The 18,074-nt window shown below is 47.5% G+C and carries 12 protein-coding genes; 5 read left to right on the top strand and 7 right to left on the bottom strand.

The window, feature by feature from the left end:
• Positions 1 to 19: 19 nt before the first annotated feature.
• From ABH09_RS03510 to ABH09_RS03490, 5 genes are all read left to right on the top strand, one after another.
• On the top strand, positions 20 to 1,231 hold the full coding sequence (locus tag ABH09_RS03510) for a substrate-binding domain-containing protein (RefSeq protein WP_253715212.1): 1,212 nt from the start codon (positions 20 to 22) through the stop codon (positions 1,229 to 1,231).
• A 303-nt stretch (positions 1,232 to 1,534) separates the two neighbouring features.
• Positions 1,535 to 2,422, top strand: coding sequence for an Rpn family recombination-promoting nuclease/putative transposase (locus ABH09_RS03505; RefSeq protein WP_253715211.1), 888 nt, complete (start codon positions 1,535 to 1,537; stop codon positions 2,420 to 2,422).
• 222 nt (positions 2,423 to 2,644) lie between these two features.
• On the top strand, positions 2,645 to 4,138 hold the full coding sequence (locus ABH09_RS03500) for a sugar ABC transporter ATP-binding protein (protein ID WP_253715210.1): 1,494 nt from the start codon (positions 2,645 to 2,647) through the stop codon (positions 4,136 to 4,138).
• Positions 4,139 to 4,195: 57 nt separating this feature from the next.
• On the top strand, positions 4,196 to 5,938 hold the full coding sequence (locus tag ABH09_RS03495) for an ABC transporter permease subunit (RefSeq protein WP_253715209.1): 1,743 nt from the start codon (positions 4,196 to 4,198) through the stop codon (positions 5,936 to 5,938).
• Between the two features lie 471 nt (positions 5,939 to 6,409).
• A complete protein-coding gene (locus ABH09_RS03490) occupies positions 6,410 to 6,988 on the top strand; it encodes a hypothetical protein (protein WP_253715208.1) in 579 nt (192 codons plus the stop codon).
• Between the two features lie 91 nt (positions 6,989 to 7,079).
• On the opposite strand, the gene ABH09_RS03485 is transcribed toward ABH09_RS03490, so the two are convergent.
• The 7 genes from ABH09_RS03485 to ABH09_RS03455 all read right to left on the bottom strand — a co-directional run bounded on the left by ABH09_RS03485 (position 7,080) and on the right by ABH09_RS03455 (position 18,065).
• Entirely contained in the window at positions 7,080 to 8,837 is a 1,758-nt protein-coding gene (locus ABH09_RS03485; RefSeq protein ID WP_253715207.1) for an ATP-binding protein, read from the bottom strand.
• Positions 8,838 to 8,921: 84 nt separating this feature from the next.
• Positions 8,922 to 9,512, bottom strand: coding sequence for a YggT family protein (locus tag ABH09_RS03480; protein WP_162662732.1), 591 nt, complete (start codon positions 9,510 to 9,512; stop codon positions 8,922 to 8,924).
• A gap of 874 nt (positions 9,513 to 10,386) precedes the next feature.
• Positions 10,387 to 13,818, bottom strand: coding sequence for a DNA polymerase III subunit alpha (dnaE, locus tag ABH09_RS03475; protein ID WP_253715206.1), 3,432 nt, complete (start codon positions 13,816 to 13,818; stop codon positions 10,387 to 10,389).
• Between the two features lie 93 nt (positions 13,819 to 13,911).
• On the bottom strand, positions 13,912 to 14,313 hold the full coding sequence (locus ABH09_RS03470; RefSeq protein ID WP_253715205.1) for a DUF6672 family protein: 402 nt from the start codon (positions 14,311 to 14,313) through the stop codon (positions 13,912 to 13,914).
• Positions 14,313 to 15,440, bottom strand: coding sequence for an ABC transporter permease subunit (locus ABH09_RS03465; protein ID WP_253715204.1), 1,128 nt, complete (start codon positions 15,438 to 15,440; stop codon positions 14,313 to 14,315). The genes ABH09_RS03470 and ABH09_RS03465 overlap by 1 nt, the downstream gene beginning before the upstream one ends.
• A 3-nt stretch (positions 15,441 to 15,443) precedes the next feature.
• On the bottom strand, positions 15,444 to 16,484 hold the full coding sequence (locus tag ABH09_RS03460) for an ABC transporter permease subunit (RefSeq protein WP_253715203.1): 1,041 nt from the start codon (positions 16,482 to 16,484) through the stop codon (positions 15,444 to 15,446).
• Positions 16,485 to 18,065: a sugar ABC transporter ATP-binding protein gene (locus ABH09_RS03455; RefSeq protein ID WP_253715202.1), complete on the bottom strand. Its 1,581-nt coding sequence runs from the start codon at positions 18,063 to 18,065 to the stop codon at positions 16,485 to 16,487. It lies immediately after the preceding gene.
• Positions 18,066 to 18,074 lie beyond the last annotated feature (9 nt).

Genomic DNA, 18,074 nt, shown 5'->3' with positions numbered 1-18,074 from the left:
TTTGAGGAGGCAGATATCTATGAACTATGTTTCAAAAGTATCTCACAAAGTTGTATTGGCTGTGCTGGCGTGCAGCCTCTTGGTTCTTGCAGGCTGCGGCGGAAAAACCGCTGCTACTGCCAACAAGGATAAACCGCTCGTATTCTTTAACCGGCAGCCGTCTGATCCGACAACCGGTGAAATCGATATGACGACGATGAACTGGAACGACAAGACCTACTATGTCGGTTTTGACGCTGCAGGCGGCGGAGCCGTTCAGGGGGCATTGATTGTGGAGTTTCTTGCAAAGGCTGACGCTTCGATCGACCGCAACGGCGACGGCGTGTTAGGCTATGTACTGTGCATCGGCGACGTTGGCCATAACGATTCCAAGGCGAGAACGGAAGGTATCAGACGGGCACTCGGTACATGGGCGGGTTCCACCGATCCGGGCGTTGTGCAGGAAGGTTCCATCACCATCGCAGGAAAGACCCTAAAAGTTGTTGAGCTTGAAGGAAAGGCAATGACCGGAACCGATGGCTCTACATGGAACGCAAACGCCGCAACTGAAGCAATGGGCGGCTGGGCAACCAAATTTGCAGACCAGATCGACATGGTTGTTTCCAACAACGACGGTATGGCAATGGGCTGTTTACAGGCTTCAAACTACCCGGCAGGTGTTCCGATTTTCGGTTATGATGCAAACGCAGACGCGATCGAAGCAATCGGAAACGGCAAACTCTCGGGAACCGTTTCTCAGAACGTAGACGCACAGGCGACCGCAACATTGCAGGTATTACGCAACTTGCTCGACGGTTTAACCGGAGAGGACGTATACACCAAGGGTATCTCCGTTGCCGACAAATACGGCAATAAGATTACCGCACCCGTACAGTACTGGGCAGACGTAAAAGCCGTTATGGCGGAAAACTCAGGCGTCAATGCCGAAAACTGGCAGAACTACTCCGGCGGCAGCCGCGATGCGGGCATTAAGCAGACACAGGCCGATAAGAAAAAGGTATTGTTGACAATCTACAACTCTGCCGATAACTTCCTTTCGTCTTCGTATGTTCCAGCGCTCAAATACTACGCTCCGCTTTTGAACATCGACCTGACCATCGTACAGGGCGACGGACAAAACGAGTCCAGCTGCCTGGATCGCTTTACCAACCTGAACAACTTTGACGCATTCGCCGTCAATATGGTAAAGACCAACTCCGGCGCAGACTACACCGGCAAGCTAAAGTATTAATAATTGTCAAAGAATTGACCGCCGTGTCAATTCTTTGACGCGAGTTTTGGCTTTGCCAAAACTCGGCCTTTTCAGGTGTACACGGACGTTCGTTTCTGAACGATGGCATCCGTGGCGAACACGAGTTTTTTTGTTTTGCAAAAAACTGGCGCAAGGTACTTGACGTAAAAATAGTCGGAGGAACGATTACTCGATAAGTCAAGGCGTAGGAGCGTTTTTTGACCAGCTTACTTGTTTTATAATGGGACACGACAGGTTGTTCATACCTCTTTTTTTGCTATAATAAAAACAGGGAATAAAACAATGGAAAAAGATTTTGACGAGCTAACCATAGCTGATGACTATATGTTCTATCGCGTAATGGAAGACACGGATATCTGTAAGACGCTGTTAAATAGAGTGTTACAGGGAAAGGTAGAAACAATCACCGATATAGAGCTGCAAAAGACAATTGACGATGCAGGACGAGCTAAAGGAGTCCGGTTTGACGTATGGGCAAAAGATTGCAGCGGACGTATTTATGACATAGAAATGCAAGCGCTCGATAAAAAAGATCTTGCAAAACGCATCCGATACTACCAAGCAGCGATTGATGTGAGCTTATTAGGAAAAAGTAAACCGTATGAAAGTCTTCCTGATACGTTTATTCTCTTTTTCTGCACCTTTGACTATCTCAAAAAAGCGCTACCGGTGTATACCTTTAAAACGATGTGTAGTGAAGATAACCTGATAAAATTGGATGATGGAATAACGAAGATCATTATAAACAGTCAAGCGGCGGCGTATGAGAAGAATGAGGAGTTGAAAGTATTTTTAGAGTACATGAACGGTAAGGTGAACAGCGATGACGAGTTTATCCAAAAGTTAGAGCACCGAATAAAAGAAGTAAAAGCAAATGAAGAGTTGAGGAGGGAGTATATGTTAGTAAATACCATTGAACGAGATGCTCGGAATGACGGATGGAAAGCGGGTGTTGCGCATGGACTTGCTGAAGGTAAATCCCTCGGACTTGCTGAAGGTAAATCCCTCGGACTTGCTGAAGGTAAATCCCTCGGACTTGCTGAAGGCGAAATACGCGGTTCCCGACAAGCAAAAGTCGAGACAGCAAAGAATCTTCTGCAATTCGGCTTATCCATTGAAAATATTGCCCAAGCGACTGGTCTTTCCAAAGCAGAGGTAGAAGCATTATAAAGTATCTCCGCTGTTTTTATGCCCTTGCAGTGAATAAAATAAACCGTGGAGGGCAGGTAAGCTTGGCTGTAGCCAAAACCTCACTTCTCTGACAGAATATCAGTACTGACAGAGATTATCAAATAATAAGATTAATAAATATATAGAAGAAAAAAGTTGTTGAATGTACTGCACTGGGGGCTTTGCGCTCCGAAACCGAAAAAAACCATGTAAGGAATAGCTATGGAAGACACGGTACTTGAAATTAAAAATCTTTCAAAGTCTTTTGCTAAAAACAAGGTGTTGGAAAATATCAGTTTGACGGTGAAAAGAGGGGCGGTTGTCGGACTGATGGGAGAAAACGGCGCCGGAAAATCGACGATGATGAAGTGTCTGTTCGGGATTTATGCGAAGGACGAAGGACGCTTTTTCCTTGAGAATAACTTGATCGATTTTAAGTCTCCCAAGGATGCGCTGGAAAACGGCGTAGCGATGGTGCATCAAGAGCTGAACCAATGCCTTGACCGTACTGTGATGGATAATCTCTTTTTAGGAAGGTATCCTGTCCGGTTCGGTGCGGTGAATGAAGTGAAGATGCAAAAGGATGCGGATGCGCTGTTTGCGTCTCTTAAAATGAATGTGAATGCACGCACGATTATGCGTACAATGTCCGTTTCGCAGCGGCAGATGGTAGAGATTGCGAAGGCTGTTTCGTATAACGCGAAGGTTATCGTGCTGGATGAGCCGACTTCTTCTTTGACGGAACCGGAAGTTATTAAACTGTTTTCTATTGTACGGTCGTTAAGCAAGAAGGGTGTGTCTTTCGTATATATCTCTCATAAAATGGATGAGATTTTTCAGATATGCAGCGAGGTTGCGGTACTGCGTGACGGGCGGCTGACGCTGGCAAAGAATATCAATGACACGAATATGAATGAATTGATTTCGGCGATGGTCGGGCGTTCGTTGGAAAAGCGTTTCCCCGATGTGGATAATGAGGTTGGGGAGGATTATTTTGAAGTGCGGAATATCACAACCCGCTATGAACCTCAGCTAAAGGATATTTCTTTTACGGTAAAAAAGGGAGAAATTTTCGGGTTGTATGGGCTCGTTGGTGCGGGACGGAGCGAGCTTTTGGAAAGTATCTTTGGCCTAAGAACCGTTGCATCAGGCGAGATGCTTTTGGCCGGGAAAAAGCTCCATTTTTCCAATTCCAAGGATGCAATGGACTATAACTTTGCGCTGGTAACCGAGGAGCGGAAGTTCAACGGGATGTTTGCCAAAGCGTCCATTAAATTTAATACCGTTATTGCGAACATTGAAACCTATAAAACATTCGGTGTGCTGTCAAACCGCAAAATGCAGGAGGCCGCCGACCGTGAAATAAAGACGATGCACACAAAGTGTGTTTCTGCGGATGAGCTGATTAGCGCGTTGAGCGGGGGGAATCAGCAGAAGGTGATTATCGGTAAATGGCTTGAACGCCAGCCCGATATTCTGTTGCTGGATGAACCGACCCGCGGTATCGACGTCGGCGCTAAGTACGAAATTTATCAGCTTATTATCAATATGGCGAAAGCGGGAAAGACAATTATCGTTGTTTCGAGTGAGATGCCGGAAATCTTAGGCATTACGAACCGCATTGCCGTTATGTCGAACTACCGCCTTGCCGGTATTGTCGATACCGCTACCACCGATCAGGAAGCGCTGCTGCGGCTTTCCGCTCGGTACTTATAATTGGACAGCTGAACATCATTAAATATAATTGAACACGGAAATTTACCGGAGGATAGGATGAAAGATACACCCGAAAATAGCACACAGTACACGTTTACGCAGGAACAAATTGCGCAGGCGGATACGGCAAAGCTCTTGGAGGAAGATGCCGTTCTTGCCGAGTATACGGATCGGCTCGACGCATTGCGCAAAAACGGAGTGAACCAGGTTTCCGCATTGACGCAGGAAATTGCCGCCGTACGAAAAAATAAATTGATAAGCGCCGAAGAAAAAAGCACCCGGATTGCAGCCTATCGTAAAGAGATTGAAGATGCTAAGACCGTTGCGGCGCGGCATAAAGATGAAGAAAAAGAGCTGACGCATAAAGCGATACAGCGGGTGAATGCGCTTTCCGATGCCTTTGAGCAGGAAGTAAAAAAGAATGAAAATGCAAAGGCGGCGCGGTATAAGCAGGAATACGCGGAGAAGGTGCAAAGCATTACGGAGGCGGCGGAGAAAAAGAAGAAGGAGATTACCGCCGCTTTTGCGGGCAAAACCTCCGAGGAAGAACGGCGGGAAGCGCAGCAGGAACTGACCGCTGCACACAATGCGTTTAAGTCCGCGCTTTTTGATGCGAAAAATCAGTATGAGGCAGCGCTCGGAAAATGTAAAACGGCAAAACATCAGGTGTATGTCGATCGGGTACAGAAAAATATCCATTTGCGCAACAGTAAAACCAATTTTGCCGAGGATTTTAAACTCGGCTTAAAGGATTACGCCTATAAGTTTACTCCCGCGCAGTTCTTTTTGGCAAACGGATTGTATATTGCGATTGCGATCTTCTTTGTGGTGTGTATTATCGTGGCTCCGCTGTCGGGAAGCGGAAATCTCTTGACAATTTCCAATATTCTAACGATTTTGGAGCAATCTTCGGTGCGTATGTTCTACGCGCTGGGCGTTGCGGGACTTATCTTGCTTGCCGGTACGGACTTGAGCGTCGGGCGTATGGTCGCGATGGGCGCGGTAGTTACCGGTTTAATTCTCCATCCGGGAACGAACATCGTAACATTCTTCGGTATGGGGTCGTGGGATTTTACCGCGCTGGCGATGCCGATACGGGTAGTGCTTTCGCTCGGAATTTCCATCATCCTCTGCGTGATATTCAGCGCCTTTGCGGGCTTCTTTTCGGCATGGCTGAAAATTCACCCCTTTATTTCGACGCTCGCGACGCAGCTGATTATCTACGGTCTTTTGTTCTTCGGGACGAGCGGTACGCCGGTCGGTTCCATCGACGCCGGTATTAAGGACTTTTTCGGCGGCCGGTGGGAGCTCGGCGTTGTAGGCGGCGAATTGGTAACCTTCCCCAAGCTGATTATCCCCGCGGTTATCGCCATCGCGATTGCGTGGTTTATCTGGAATAAGACCGTACTCGGCAAGAATATGTACGCGGTCGGCGGTAATGCCGAAGCCGCCAGCGTGAGCGGTATCAGTGTATTCAAGGTAACGATGAGCGTGTTTATTATGGCGGGGATTTTCTACGGCTTCGGAGCTTTCTTCGAGGCGTTTAAGGCAAATGCGAGCGCCGGTACCGGACAGGGGTATGAGCTGGACGCAATCGCGGCCTGCGTAGTCGGCGGTATTTCGTTTAACGGCGGTATCGGCAAGCTGGAAGGCGCGGTACTCGGCGTTATCATCTTTACCGGTTTAACGTACTGCTTAACCTTCCTCGGCATTGACACCAACTTACAGTTCGTGTTTAAAGGCTTCATCATCATCGCCGCCGTCGCCCTCGACAGCGTGAAATATTTGAAGAAGAAGTAAAACACAGGGAAATCGTACCAGACGCTTATATTGATATTCCCGCAGAATAATGAGGCTGTTCAACCAGAGTTGAACCTCTTCGCGGTTCAAATGGTCTCACAGCCTCATTATTCTGCGTTCTTGCTTTATTTGTCTGGTACGATTTCCCTTTTTTTGAAATAAAAGTGCACGAAATTTTCCTAAAATTTCGTGCGAAAGGAAAACAAACGTATCAGCACCGCCACGGACGGCGGTGGTTCCACGTAGCAGCGATGTTTTGTGCGCTCACAAAACTCGCCTTCAACTGTTGTATACGGATGTACAACAGTTGAAGATGGTTCAAATGCTTGCCCAATCTCCTGATTTTGTGATTTATATTTACTCGTCTGATACGTAATCGCATATTTTCAAAAGGTTGCAGTTTATAAAAAAATCGCATATACTTTTATTGTATGCTGCATCTACAAGGGCATATAATTTGGAGGAACAGGTATGGCAACAGTTAAAGCGATGGATCTTTTTGAAGCGTATGCAAAACAGAAGCTACCGATGGATCAAGGATATATTGTTTCATCGTTCTTTAAAGAAGATTCTGCGTACAGTATTTACGAGATCGTTTCCTATGCGACCCTAAAGGATATTTACCTAACCAGCAACGGATTAACTTTCCAAACAAACGGGAAAAAGCTTTTCCTGTTTGTTGAGCCCGAAAACTATCCGCATAAATCTATGGAACCCTATTGCCGTGAACGTGACTTTCAGGTACCGCTGCGATTTAAAGATTCAAATATCATCACTGCAAAGAATCAATCAAAGATTATTTTCAGCAAGGATCCGCAAGAAGCACTGTCTGCATTTACTATCGTAAAACCTACAGGTATAAACTTTGCTTTCCTGTTTTACCCACTCCCGGATGTATTTAAATCCATCGAACTGTTCTTTGAACAGACATTGAACAAGGAAGCCGGAATCCCGGTTCGCGATGCAAAAAATGCTGCAAAAGAATTCGCATTGTTAAGTTCAAAAGTATTAACATGGCCGAATCTTGAAGACCAAAATGCCGGTAAATAATTGGATGTAAATCCAAACGGCTGCGTTATTGAAACGCATCTTAAACCGCTCTGAGTACGCTATTCGCCATTTGAATAGACCGGAGCGGTTTTTATTTTTCTCCAAGGAGTTGTTTTAATTCCTGTATCTCTGCAACCAGTTTTGAACGTGGAATATTTTGATATTGCTTGGGTAACATCTCTTTACTGGTACATTCGAGTACGGCAACTAAATTCTGTAGTTCAATATCATAGGGATACGAAGGCGGAATAAAATCATCGATTGTCTGTTCGATATCTTCCGTTATCAACATCATGCGATTGTCAGCACTTGCATTCATTTTCGACCGAACCAAAATGGCTTCAATGTCCGCACCGGATACGGGAAATTTCAGTTTTTTGTTGATAATATTAGAAAAAGAAATATCTTTTGTTTTAATTTTCAGCTTCCGTTGCAGCGTTTCAAAAATCTCAACTTTTTCTGCCAGCGTTTCGGGGTAAAAAAGTGCCAAGTGCTCCTCTGCTCTCCCCTGCCGTTTTAAGTCTATCGGCAACAAATCGGGACGGCTGGTAATCAAAAACCAGATAATTTTTCCGCGGTAATCGGTGTTGCCCATAAAATTTGCAATTTGCGCAAATACGCGGGAAGAACCTGCCCCATCCTGCATTTTACGGTTTCCTAAAACGGCGTCGGCTTCGTCGATCATCACGGCAACAGGTGCCATCGCCCGCAAGATGTTCAACACTTTTTCCAAGTTCGATTCTGTTGTTCCCTGCCATTGCGTATGAAAATTTTTAAGCCGCACCATCGGGATACCGATCTCTCCGGCAAATGCCGAAACAAGGAAGGACTTCCCCGTACCGATCGGCCCGGAAATTAAATATCCCATCGGAAGTACATCGGTTCTTCCTTGTTTGAGCGCCTTCGCCATCGACTTAAAGCGCTTCTTTACAAATTCATGTCCCGCAATAAACGAGAGGTCATGCTCCGTTTCCAAAAATTCCAGCAAACCTCCCGCTTCGTTTTCGATAATCTCTTGCTTTTTTTTGCGAAGATATTCAAACGTGATCGGTACGTCTTCGTTATACGACTCTTTTGCCAGCTGATTAAGGTTCAATAAATTTAATCCCGACGTCAGTTTTCCTACCCGTTCAGCGTTGAGAAGCCGCTCCAACAACAATTCTTCCTTATTCTGCAAATACGTTAAAAAATGGATACGGATTGATTCGGACGGGAGCGGGATAGCAACTTTTACTGTTGACGGAGAGGCAACAAGCCGGGAGTTAACGTCGGCAAGGTTCTCGGTCAGCATGACAACCGAAATATCTTCATTGGTAAATTGAGGATCATGCGACCATCGGTTCAGGGTAACCAAGCAGTAACGGTCAACCGCATCGAGGTTTCCGATTTCCTCCGCAGGGATAACCGTTTCCGCATAATCGATAATAAGCACCATTCTGCGGCCGCTGCCCATATTGAGCGTAAAATAGCGTTCAAGATACGCAAAGGCTTTGACGGGATCACGGGAATAAAAATCTTCGACGGGGACTTCGGGATACCGGCTGTGCATCGTCGCAATATAGGCTTGCTCCATCTCTTGCATACAAAAAGACACGCCGCTTGATTTATCGTAAAATACGATAATATCTTTATTGCCGAAAATAACTTCCGAAATATAATCCCATATCTTTACAAAAACAAAATGAGCACTTGCCCGATGGTTGTGCGGTAAAAAGTCACGGATATTGCCGTGCACAAAATAAAGGTTGACCGTTTCGGTACAATATTTGGTTGCGAGCTCCTGTGCCCACGGCGGTAAATCGTGGATAAGCTCGCTATTGTATTTTATCAGCTTTTTTCCCGAAGACAATTTCCCATCCCCCTCTTCTATAATACCATATACAAAAACCGGTAAAAATACAATAGAAAAGGGAAGCTATCCATATAGGAGTTCTTAGATGATTCTTATCACTTTAAATTGAAATAACAGAGAACCGACCAAAAGGCCAAGCGCAATACGGAGTAATAGAATAATGAGAATCGTCAATATGAGCCGAGTACGGTACTGTAGCGGTTTTTGCGGAAAAAAACCGGTAACTTTCGCAATAACGGGACTTAAAAATCTATCTAAATTATACCAAAACGGAGAACTGCTTGACGAACCGAAAAGATCGTACCCCAGCCGGATAATCAAAAAGATGATCAGCAAGTTCAACATAAAGCCGATAAACGACCATACCAGTTCTATGATACTGACACAGAGCCCCCAAAGCGAAATTGTACCGGTCGTCAGAAGGGATGTGATAAGCTGCGCCGCAATGGACAAGATACCGAGCGACAAAACAGGAGAAAAATCAACCATACCAATGCGGGTAAATCTGAACCGTCTGAACCAATTCAAATAAGGATCACAAATGGATGACAACATCCGACCGAATGATGAATATGCCGCAGAGGGAACCCACGACAGCAAAATCTTAATAAAGCATAAAAAGAGATAGACATTGATAAGCTGCCTAACAGTTAATAATAACGAACGCACCATAGCAGGCTCCTCATATTAATCGGCAAATTTTACCGATCGCATTTCCGTATAACATACTGATTAAAATTCAAACCGTAAAGCCCTCGCGACGAAGTAGCTGCGCCTTTTCCGTAAGCCTTTTGCAAATAGCCTGTTGACCAGTGTACCTCCTTGTACACTGGTCAACGACGAGTTTTTCTCGCGAAAAACTCGCTACTGCTCAATCCACGGACATCCTTGTCCGTTCTGAAAAGCTTTTTGCCGTAAGCCTTTTGCAAATAGGCGGTGCAGATACAAGGCGCGAGCAAAAATTAACCGCAGGCACGGTAAAAATGTACCTCCTTGTACATTTTTACCTACGTGTTTGCTGCGCAAACACGCTGCTGTGCAGCAACACCGCCATCCATGGCGGTTCTGATACGTCGAGGATTGTTTTCAGTAACGGCATACGGGTATATAGCCCTTCCGTAAGCCTTTTGAAATAGACAGTACAGATACAAGGCGCGAACAAAAATTAACCGCAGGCTGTTGAAAAGCGTACTTCCGTGTACGCTTTTCAACGACAAGTTTTTTTGGCAAAAAACTTGCTTCTGCATGGAACCACGGACATCCTTGTCCGTTCTGATACGTTGAGGATTTTCAGTAGCGGCACGGATGCCGCTGGTTTAAACAGAAGCGATATTTCGGCTTTGCCGAAATTCGCCATGAAAAGTGTACACGGACGTACACTTTTCATGATGCGACGCAGTAGATGCCCCGCCTTTCCAGCGCTTTTGAAAATAGTGGTACCGGATACAAGGCGCAGAGCGAATAACACCCGCAGGCGTGCTTTTTGCACGTCGAGGACTGTTATTCGCTCTGCAACGCCGTAGACGGTATGCATATTTTCAAAAGATTACTCTTTCCAGACCTGAAGAACCCCAGATTGCTTCCCCAGCTGTTCGATAAATTCATCGGAAGAGGATACTTTCAGCTGCGAGGAGCCTTTCACCTGATAGACGGTATCGTTATCGGTAATATGGATAAAAATATCGCAAGTGCCTTGTGCGCCAAAGAGGAAATCCTTGAGCGGCTGGAACTGTAAATCGGTTTCGATGAGCGGATCAAGTTCAAGGTGCACCTCTTTAATCGAACGCTCTTTCAGCTCATCAATGCTCACCATCGATTCAACGAGGAACGACGGCGTATCGCGCGAGCAGTCTACTTTCCCGATGAGGCCGCAGACGGTTTCAGGCAGCGCATTGGCGCGGTTTTCTTCCCACACCTTGGAAAAGAAGGTTAAATCGATGGTGCCGGTACGGTCTTCAAAGGTGCCGAAGCCCATCCACTTGCCGTTTTTAGTCTGATAGGGGCGGATACCGGTAATCATCCCGACGATGGTATACAGCTTTTCTTTCTGCGCACGCCGGAAATTAATCAGCTCCAAGGTAGCGCTGCGGTCAATCGCCTTTTTGTACTCATCGAGGGGATGGCCGGAAATATAAAAGCCCATCAGCTCTTTTTCGATACGGAGCTTTTCCTTTTGAGGCAAATCGTTGACCTGCTTAAAGGTAAAATCGGAAAACTCTTTAATGCCGGTGTCCTCAAAGAGGCTGGTTTGCCCGACTGCCGATCCCGCTTTTTTCTGCGCGCTGAACGCCATTGCCGCTTCAAGATTATCCAGCAGCTCGGAACGGTTCTGACCGAGCTTATCGAAGCACCCCGTCTTGATAAGCACTTCCAAGTTCTTTTTATTCACGGTGTGCAAGTCCAGCCGGTCGAGAAAATCGATAAACGACTTGTAGGGGCCGTGCGCGGTGCGTTCAGCGACAATATCGCGGGCAGCCTGCTCCCCTACCCCCTTAATCCCGAGCAGCCCGAATACGATATCTCCCTCATAGACCGAAAAATATTCTTCCGAGGTATTGATGTCGGGAGCGTGGAGCGCAAGACCCATCTTATTCGCTTCACTGATATACTCCGGCAGCTTATCCGTCGAGGTAATCTCGTTGGTGAGGTTCGCCGCCATAAATTCCGCAGGGAAATTCGCCTTGAGATAGGCGGTTTGGTACGCCAGTACCGAATAAGCGGCGGCGTGACTCTTGTTAAACCCGTAACCGGCAAAAGGAATCAGGATTTCAAAGATACGGTCGGCGTCTTTTTCCTTAAAATTGTTCTTTACGGCGCCTTCGATAAACCGCGTTTTCTCCTTCTCCATAACCTCTTTTTTCTTCTTTCCCATTGCGCGCCGCAGCAAGTCCGCTTGACCGAGGCTGTAGCCGCCGATACGCTGCGCAACCTGCATAACCTGTTCTTGATAGACGATAACGCCGTAGGTTTCCGACAATATGTCTTCGAGGCAAGGGTCGGGATATTGAATTTTCGATGCATCGAATTTTGATTCAATAAATTGATCGATATAGGCCATCGGACCGGGACGGTAGAGAGCGTTTAACGCGATGAGGTCTTCTATTTTATCGGGCTTTGCACGTTTCAAGATGTTCTGCATACCCTGACTTTCAAACTGAAAGACCGCGGCGGACTTTCCTTCGCCGAGCATTTTAAACGTCGCCGCATCCTGTTCATCGATCTGCGCAATGGAGAAGTTCGCGTACTCCCCTCCCCGCTTTTTGATGAGATCTTCCGTATGCTTAATCAGCGTCAGCGTCTTAAGCCCGAGGAAGTCCATCTTTACCAAACCGCAGTCTTCTATTAAATCCATCGTAAACTGAGAGGCGGTCTTGCCTGTCTTGGAATCCTTGTACAGCGGTACATAATCGGTCAGCTTCGTTTTACCGATAACGATACCCGCCGCATGAAGGCTCGTGTTCCGGTTGAGGTCTTCAAGCTTTTCCGCAATGGAAAAAAGCTCCGTGTACCGCGGGTCGGAACGCATTTCGGCGAGTTCGGGGACATCCGCAAAGGCCTTTTCAAACGTAAGCTTGGGATCGGAGGGCATCATTTTAGTGATGGCATTTACCTCGCCGAGCGGAATTTCCAAAACCCGTCCGACATCTTTGATTGCGGCTTTCGGCTTCAATGTTCCGAACGTGATAATCTGACCGACGCTTTCATCACCGTATTTTCTGCGGACGTAATCGATAACCTCCTGCCGCCGTTCGAAGCAGAAATCAACGTCAAAGTCCGGCATGGAAATACGTTCGGGATTAAGGAAGCGCTCAAACAGCAGCTTATATTTGAGCGGGTCGATGTCGGTGATCCGCATCGCATAGGCAACAATGGACCCCGCCCCGGAACCGCGCCCCGGCCCGACCGGAATGCCGTGCTCCTTCGCCCAGTTGATAAAGTCCCATACGATAAGAAAGTACCCGACAAAGTCCATCTTCATGATAATACCGAGTTCATAGTCGGCACGTTGGGTCATCTCTTCGGTAACGGGATTGTAGCGTTTTTTTAAGCCCTCGTGCACGAGGTGGGTGATATACTCTTCTTTTGTCGCAAAATCTTCCGGTATCTGATACACGGGAAGAAGCGGCCCCGGCTGCGGAATGTCAAAATTACAGCGCTCCGCGATGCGGCAGGTGTTGGACAGCATTTCGGGATAACCGGGAAAGAGCTGTTCCATCTCCTCTGCCGATTTAAGATAGAATTGATCGGTTTCAAACTTCATGCGGTTAGTGTCGGAGCGGTTCTTTTTTGTGCCGATACAGAGGAGGATATCCTGCGCAACCGCATCCTTTTGCTCCGCATAGTGAGCATCGTTTGTTACCACCATCGGCACGCCTATCTTGCGTGCAATCTCAATCAGCATCGGCGCAACCTTCTCCTCGTCGGCAATACCATGCTTTTGCAACTCGATAAAGTAATTGTCGATACCGAATATGCTGCGGTAACGCCTGACATGCGCTTCGGCCTCAGCCTTTTTACCTTGCAACAGCAGCGACGGTAATTCTCCCGCAAGACAGGCCGAAAGGCAGATAAGCCCCTCCGAATACTGTGTCAGCAGCTCCTCGTCAATACGCGGTTTATAGTACATCCCCTCGGTGTAGCCTTTGGAGCACAGCACCATCAAATTCCGGTAGCCGGTTTCGGTTTCGGCAAGCAGGATAAGGTGAAAGTATTTGCGGACACCGGTATTGGTATTCTCCGGCTTTGCGAAGCGGCTGCCGTTCGCAACATATACTTCGCAGCCGATAACCGGCTTTATCCCCTGCGCCTTGCATTCGCGAAAAAAGCGTAAGGCGGCAAACATATTGCCGTGGTCGGTCAGCGCAAGGGCTGTTTGTCCGAGGTTTTTAGCGGTTGTTATCAGTTTCTTTATGGAAGAAGCGCCGTCCAACAGCGAATAGTCGGAGTGCACGTGTAAATGAACAAAATCTTGAGGCATACCGCAAACTATAGCAAAAACGGGGGCAAATGATAAGAGGTGAGGAAAGCGCACCTAATCATAATTCATAATTTTAAGTTACCCATCACCGCCCTACTCTTCCGCCGGAGCGTACAGCTCAAAGTGACTGACGGCATTTTCGCCTTTAGTAAAGGCCGGAATTGACACCATCACCGCATCTTCAAAAAGCGGAACGGTGATAGTACCGGTAACATCTTCTTGCCCGTTAAAAAAGCTAACCTTTACGCGATGGGTTTGCCCCCGCAGCATAATTTTATCGCGGTCGCCCTTAAACATCTCGATCGGCTTTTCACCGTTAAACGAAATGGTACAACCGTCAATCGCTTTATATGCGCCGTTCGGATCGCTATTGTTATCTATCAGTACGGTATGAGAGCGGCCGAATAAAAACATAAGCGCCATAATGAGCAAGTAAAAAACGACCAAGCCTATTTTTACCAGCCGCTGACCTTTTTTTGAACGTACTCGAATCATTATGCCCTCCCGCTTTCGGCCCGCAGCGCAGCCCGCTGTTTTTCCGCATTCTTTTGATTACGCGCCGCGTGCATAACAAGCGATAACGCAATCGCCGCATAGCCGGAAAACTGTCTGAAGTATTCGCCGATCATCGCAGAATCAAAGAGGTGCTGTCCTGCCATCGGCGTAACGATGTACAAAAAGTGCAGCAAGATAATGCCGATAAAGACGTTTCTAATACTTGCCTTATTCACCGAAGCGCCTCCGACAAGGATTGCCGCGGCGGCAAAGAAACCGGTTTGATCATGCGCGTTATAGGTGCTCATGTTTCCCATATTCTGCAAGAAGATAATCTGCCCGATACAGGCAAGCACCGTCGAAATAACAATCGATATAATCCGTGTCCGCTCAACCGCAATACCGGAGGCGAGCGAAACCGCTTGATTTTGACCGATTGCCCGCATATCCTGTCCGAGCTTTGTCTTTCTAAACCACACGATAAAAAAACACAGCGCAATGATAATCAGATACGAAAGGATCGGAATTTTAAACCCTGCAATCGTCAACGGAATGGCCGTATCGAGCATCTGCCGGACGGGCGCCAGCTCAAGCGTATTACGTACCCCGTAGCCGCGGGAAAGCATAATCGCCTTATTGTGCATCGGAATAACCGACCCGAGGATGTACAGCACAAAGAACTGATAAATCCCGTTAAAGAAAAAACCGAGGATGTAGCTGGTAACCATTTCCCGCCCGCGGGCACGGTTCAGTACCGAGCCGGCAACAATCCCAAGCAGGATGGAAAGCGGCATCCCGATACCGGCTGCAAATACCAGCCCATAGATACCGCCGATGCTCCAGTCCATTGCAAAAATAAGGCCGATCTGCCCTGCCATTGCACCGAGCACCATCCCGAAGTTAATACCCATTCCGGCCATAATCGGCAGGATGAGCGCAAACACCAAAAAGGAATTTCTGCCGATCCGCGTTAAAATTTCGGCGATAATATGGTGCGCCGATAACCCCGACACGGGAATGGCAAGGAACGAAATAACCAAAAATATGATGGATACCAAATTATCCAGAATAAAATCTACCGCGGAAAAATGTTCCCACTTTTTTTTAAGCATATTAGACGATACCATAATCTACCTCGCCGCCTGCGTCTTCCGCGTCAGTGCATATAAGATCATACCATTTGACAGGACAATACGGATAACCTCCGACATATCGGTTTGCAACACACTGTTAATAACGGAGGGAGTCATTGTTAAAATACCTTGAAACAAAAATGTTCCCAGCATTACGTTTAAAATCGACGCCTTATTGACCGAGGCGCCGCCGATCAGAATAGCCGCTACCGCCGGAAACGCCATAAAGAGCGGAGCCTGATACAGCTGAATAAAGCCGAAACTTTGCTGATACAGCAAAATCCCGACACCGCCGATAACGGTAGACAACACCGTACTGATAATCCGCGCGCGGTCGATATTTACACCGCTTGCCCGTGCGAATTCTGGATTTGAACCGACCGCAGTCAACGCCGTTCCCGTCCGTGTCTTCATAAATACCTTCATAATAAAAAAGCAGATAAAGACAAAGAGAATAAGCCCGGTCGGAAACACGAAAGCGCCGATTTTAAAGGCCCATAAATTGTTCAGTATTTTCAGCCAGTATCCTTCGAGCGTGATGGTTGTACGTAAACCTTTTCCCGCATAACCCCACACCATCGTCGGATTGGTGTACGGCAACAGCAGCCATAAAATCGACATGAACATAACCGCAGCAAAGCCGACATACAAAGCGATAGTCATCTCTTCGCCTTTAATCAGATTCAAAAGTTTACCGTAAGCATAGCCGATCACCGCACATATCAGTACCGTGAATAAGACGGCTGAAAAAAAGCCAGCCCATCCGGTTAGGTTCAGTTCCATTGCGAGCGTTGCGCCGAGCAGTCCGCCGATAACGCCGAGCGATAACCCGAAGTTAAGGCCGCAGCCTGCCTGCACCATCGGCACCATCGCAAGCACCAAGAGGGCATTCATACCGAAGCGGTTTATCGTATCCGACAGGGAAGCGCCGATACTGACATTGACAAAAGGAGCCGCAATAAACAGCGACAATAAAAACAAGAAAATGATAATGCGCGGCCATCCGAATGCCGCAAGTTGTTTTTTTAACTGTTCCATCTATTTTACTCCTGCCATATAAAGCGCAAACTCCGCCGGATCTTCGGACGGCTGCAGTATATGCGCAACCTTGCCTTGGAATACGACCGCAATACGGTCGCATGCAGACCGCAGCTCTTCAAGTTCACTCGAAATCATCACAACGGTAACGCCTTTTTCTTTATTTAACGTGCGGATTGCTTCCAACACCAGCGCTTTAGCGCCGACATCAATACCCCGCGTCGGCTCCGCAACAAAGAGCAAATCGGGCTCCAGACAAAAGGCTTTTGCCAAACACAGCTTTTGCTGATTACCGCCGGAAAGCTCCCGCGCCTTTTGCTGGGAACCGGTGCATTTAATTTGCAGCATCTTGATATACTCGTCGGCAAGCGCCTTCATTGCCTTTTCGTCGCGGACGGTGATTAACCCGCCCAGATATTTTTTTAAGTATTTATGTTTTGCCTGCATAGCGGTAAAGGCGATATTCCAGTCAAGACTTTCATCTAACAAAAGGCCGACGCCGCGCCGATCTTCGGAAACAAAGGCAATCCCTTCCGAAAGCACTTTTGAGGTTTTGCTGATGTCGAGCGGCTTGCCTTTAAAGATAACCTCACCGCCCGCACGGAACAGCCCCATAATACCGTTGGGGATACCGATTTTTCCCTGCCCCGCCAAACCGCCGATACCGAATATCTCTCCCTTTTTAACGGAGAAACTTGCATCATCAACCAGCTCTCCCGGCATATCCACCCACAGGTGTTTTACCTCGAGGATGGTTTCGTCAAACTGACGCGCCGTTCTTTCGGCCGTCTGCCCTTCAACCTTTCTTCCGACCATCGCGGCCGCAATCGCCTGCATATCCGTTTTTGCGGTTTCCGTGTCTTGGATTGAAACACCGTCGCGCAATACGACAACCCGGTCGCAAATTTCCATAACTTCGTGCAAGCGATGGGAAATAAAGATAACCGCGATGCCCTTCTCCGCCAATGCTTTGATGGATTTGAGCAGAACCTCCGCCTCCGATTCAGTGAGGACGGCAGTCGGCTCATCCAACACCAAAAGCCGCACATTATCGCGGTCTATTTCGCGGGCGATTTCGGTAAACTGCTTATGCCCGACCGGCATTTCGGAAATGAGCGTCTTTGCACTAATCGAAACCCCGAGTTGGTTAAGCCGCTGCTGCGCCCGCTCGCGCATCGCTTTGCGGTTTAACGTTGTAAGCCGCGGCCCAAAGAGGTCGGAGATAATGCTTTCCTGTTCGAGCTCGCGGTTCAGCATAATATTTTCACCGGAAGAAAAACCCGGAATCAACGAAAATTCCTGATGCACCATCCCGACGCCCGCACCGAGAGCGTCGAACGGCGTTTTGAACACGACCTCTTTGCCCTGCAGCCGAATCGTTCCGCCGTATCCGCCCGTTTCGGCAATCACCGGCATACCGAACAGGATGCTCATCAGCGTTGTCTTTCCGGCTCCGTTTTCTCCTACCAGCCCAATCACCTCTCCCGCATGGACATCAAAACTCACCCCCTGCAAAACGGGCGTTCCTGAAAATTCCTTCGTAATATGATCGATGGATAAGATAACTTCATCATTATTCATAAACTTCTA

Source organism: Treponema sp. OMZ 803, from assembly GCF_024181165.1.
GTDB lineage: Bacteria > Spirochaetota > Spirochaetia > Treponematales > Treponemataceae > Treponema.
This window is presented reverse-complemented; position numbering and strand designations above follow the sequence as displayed.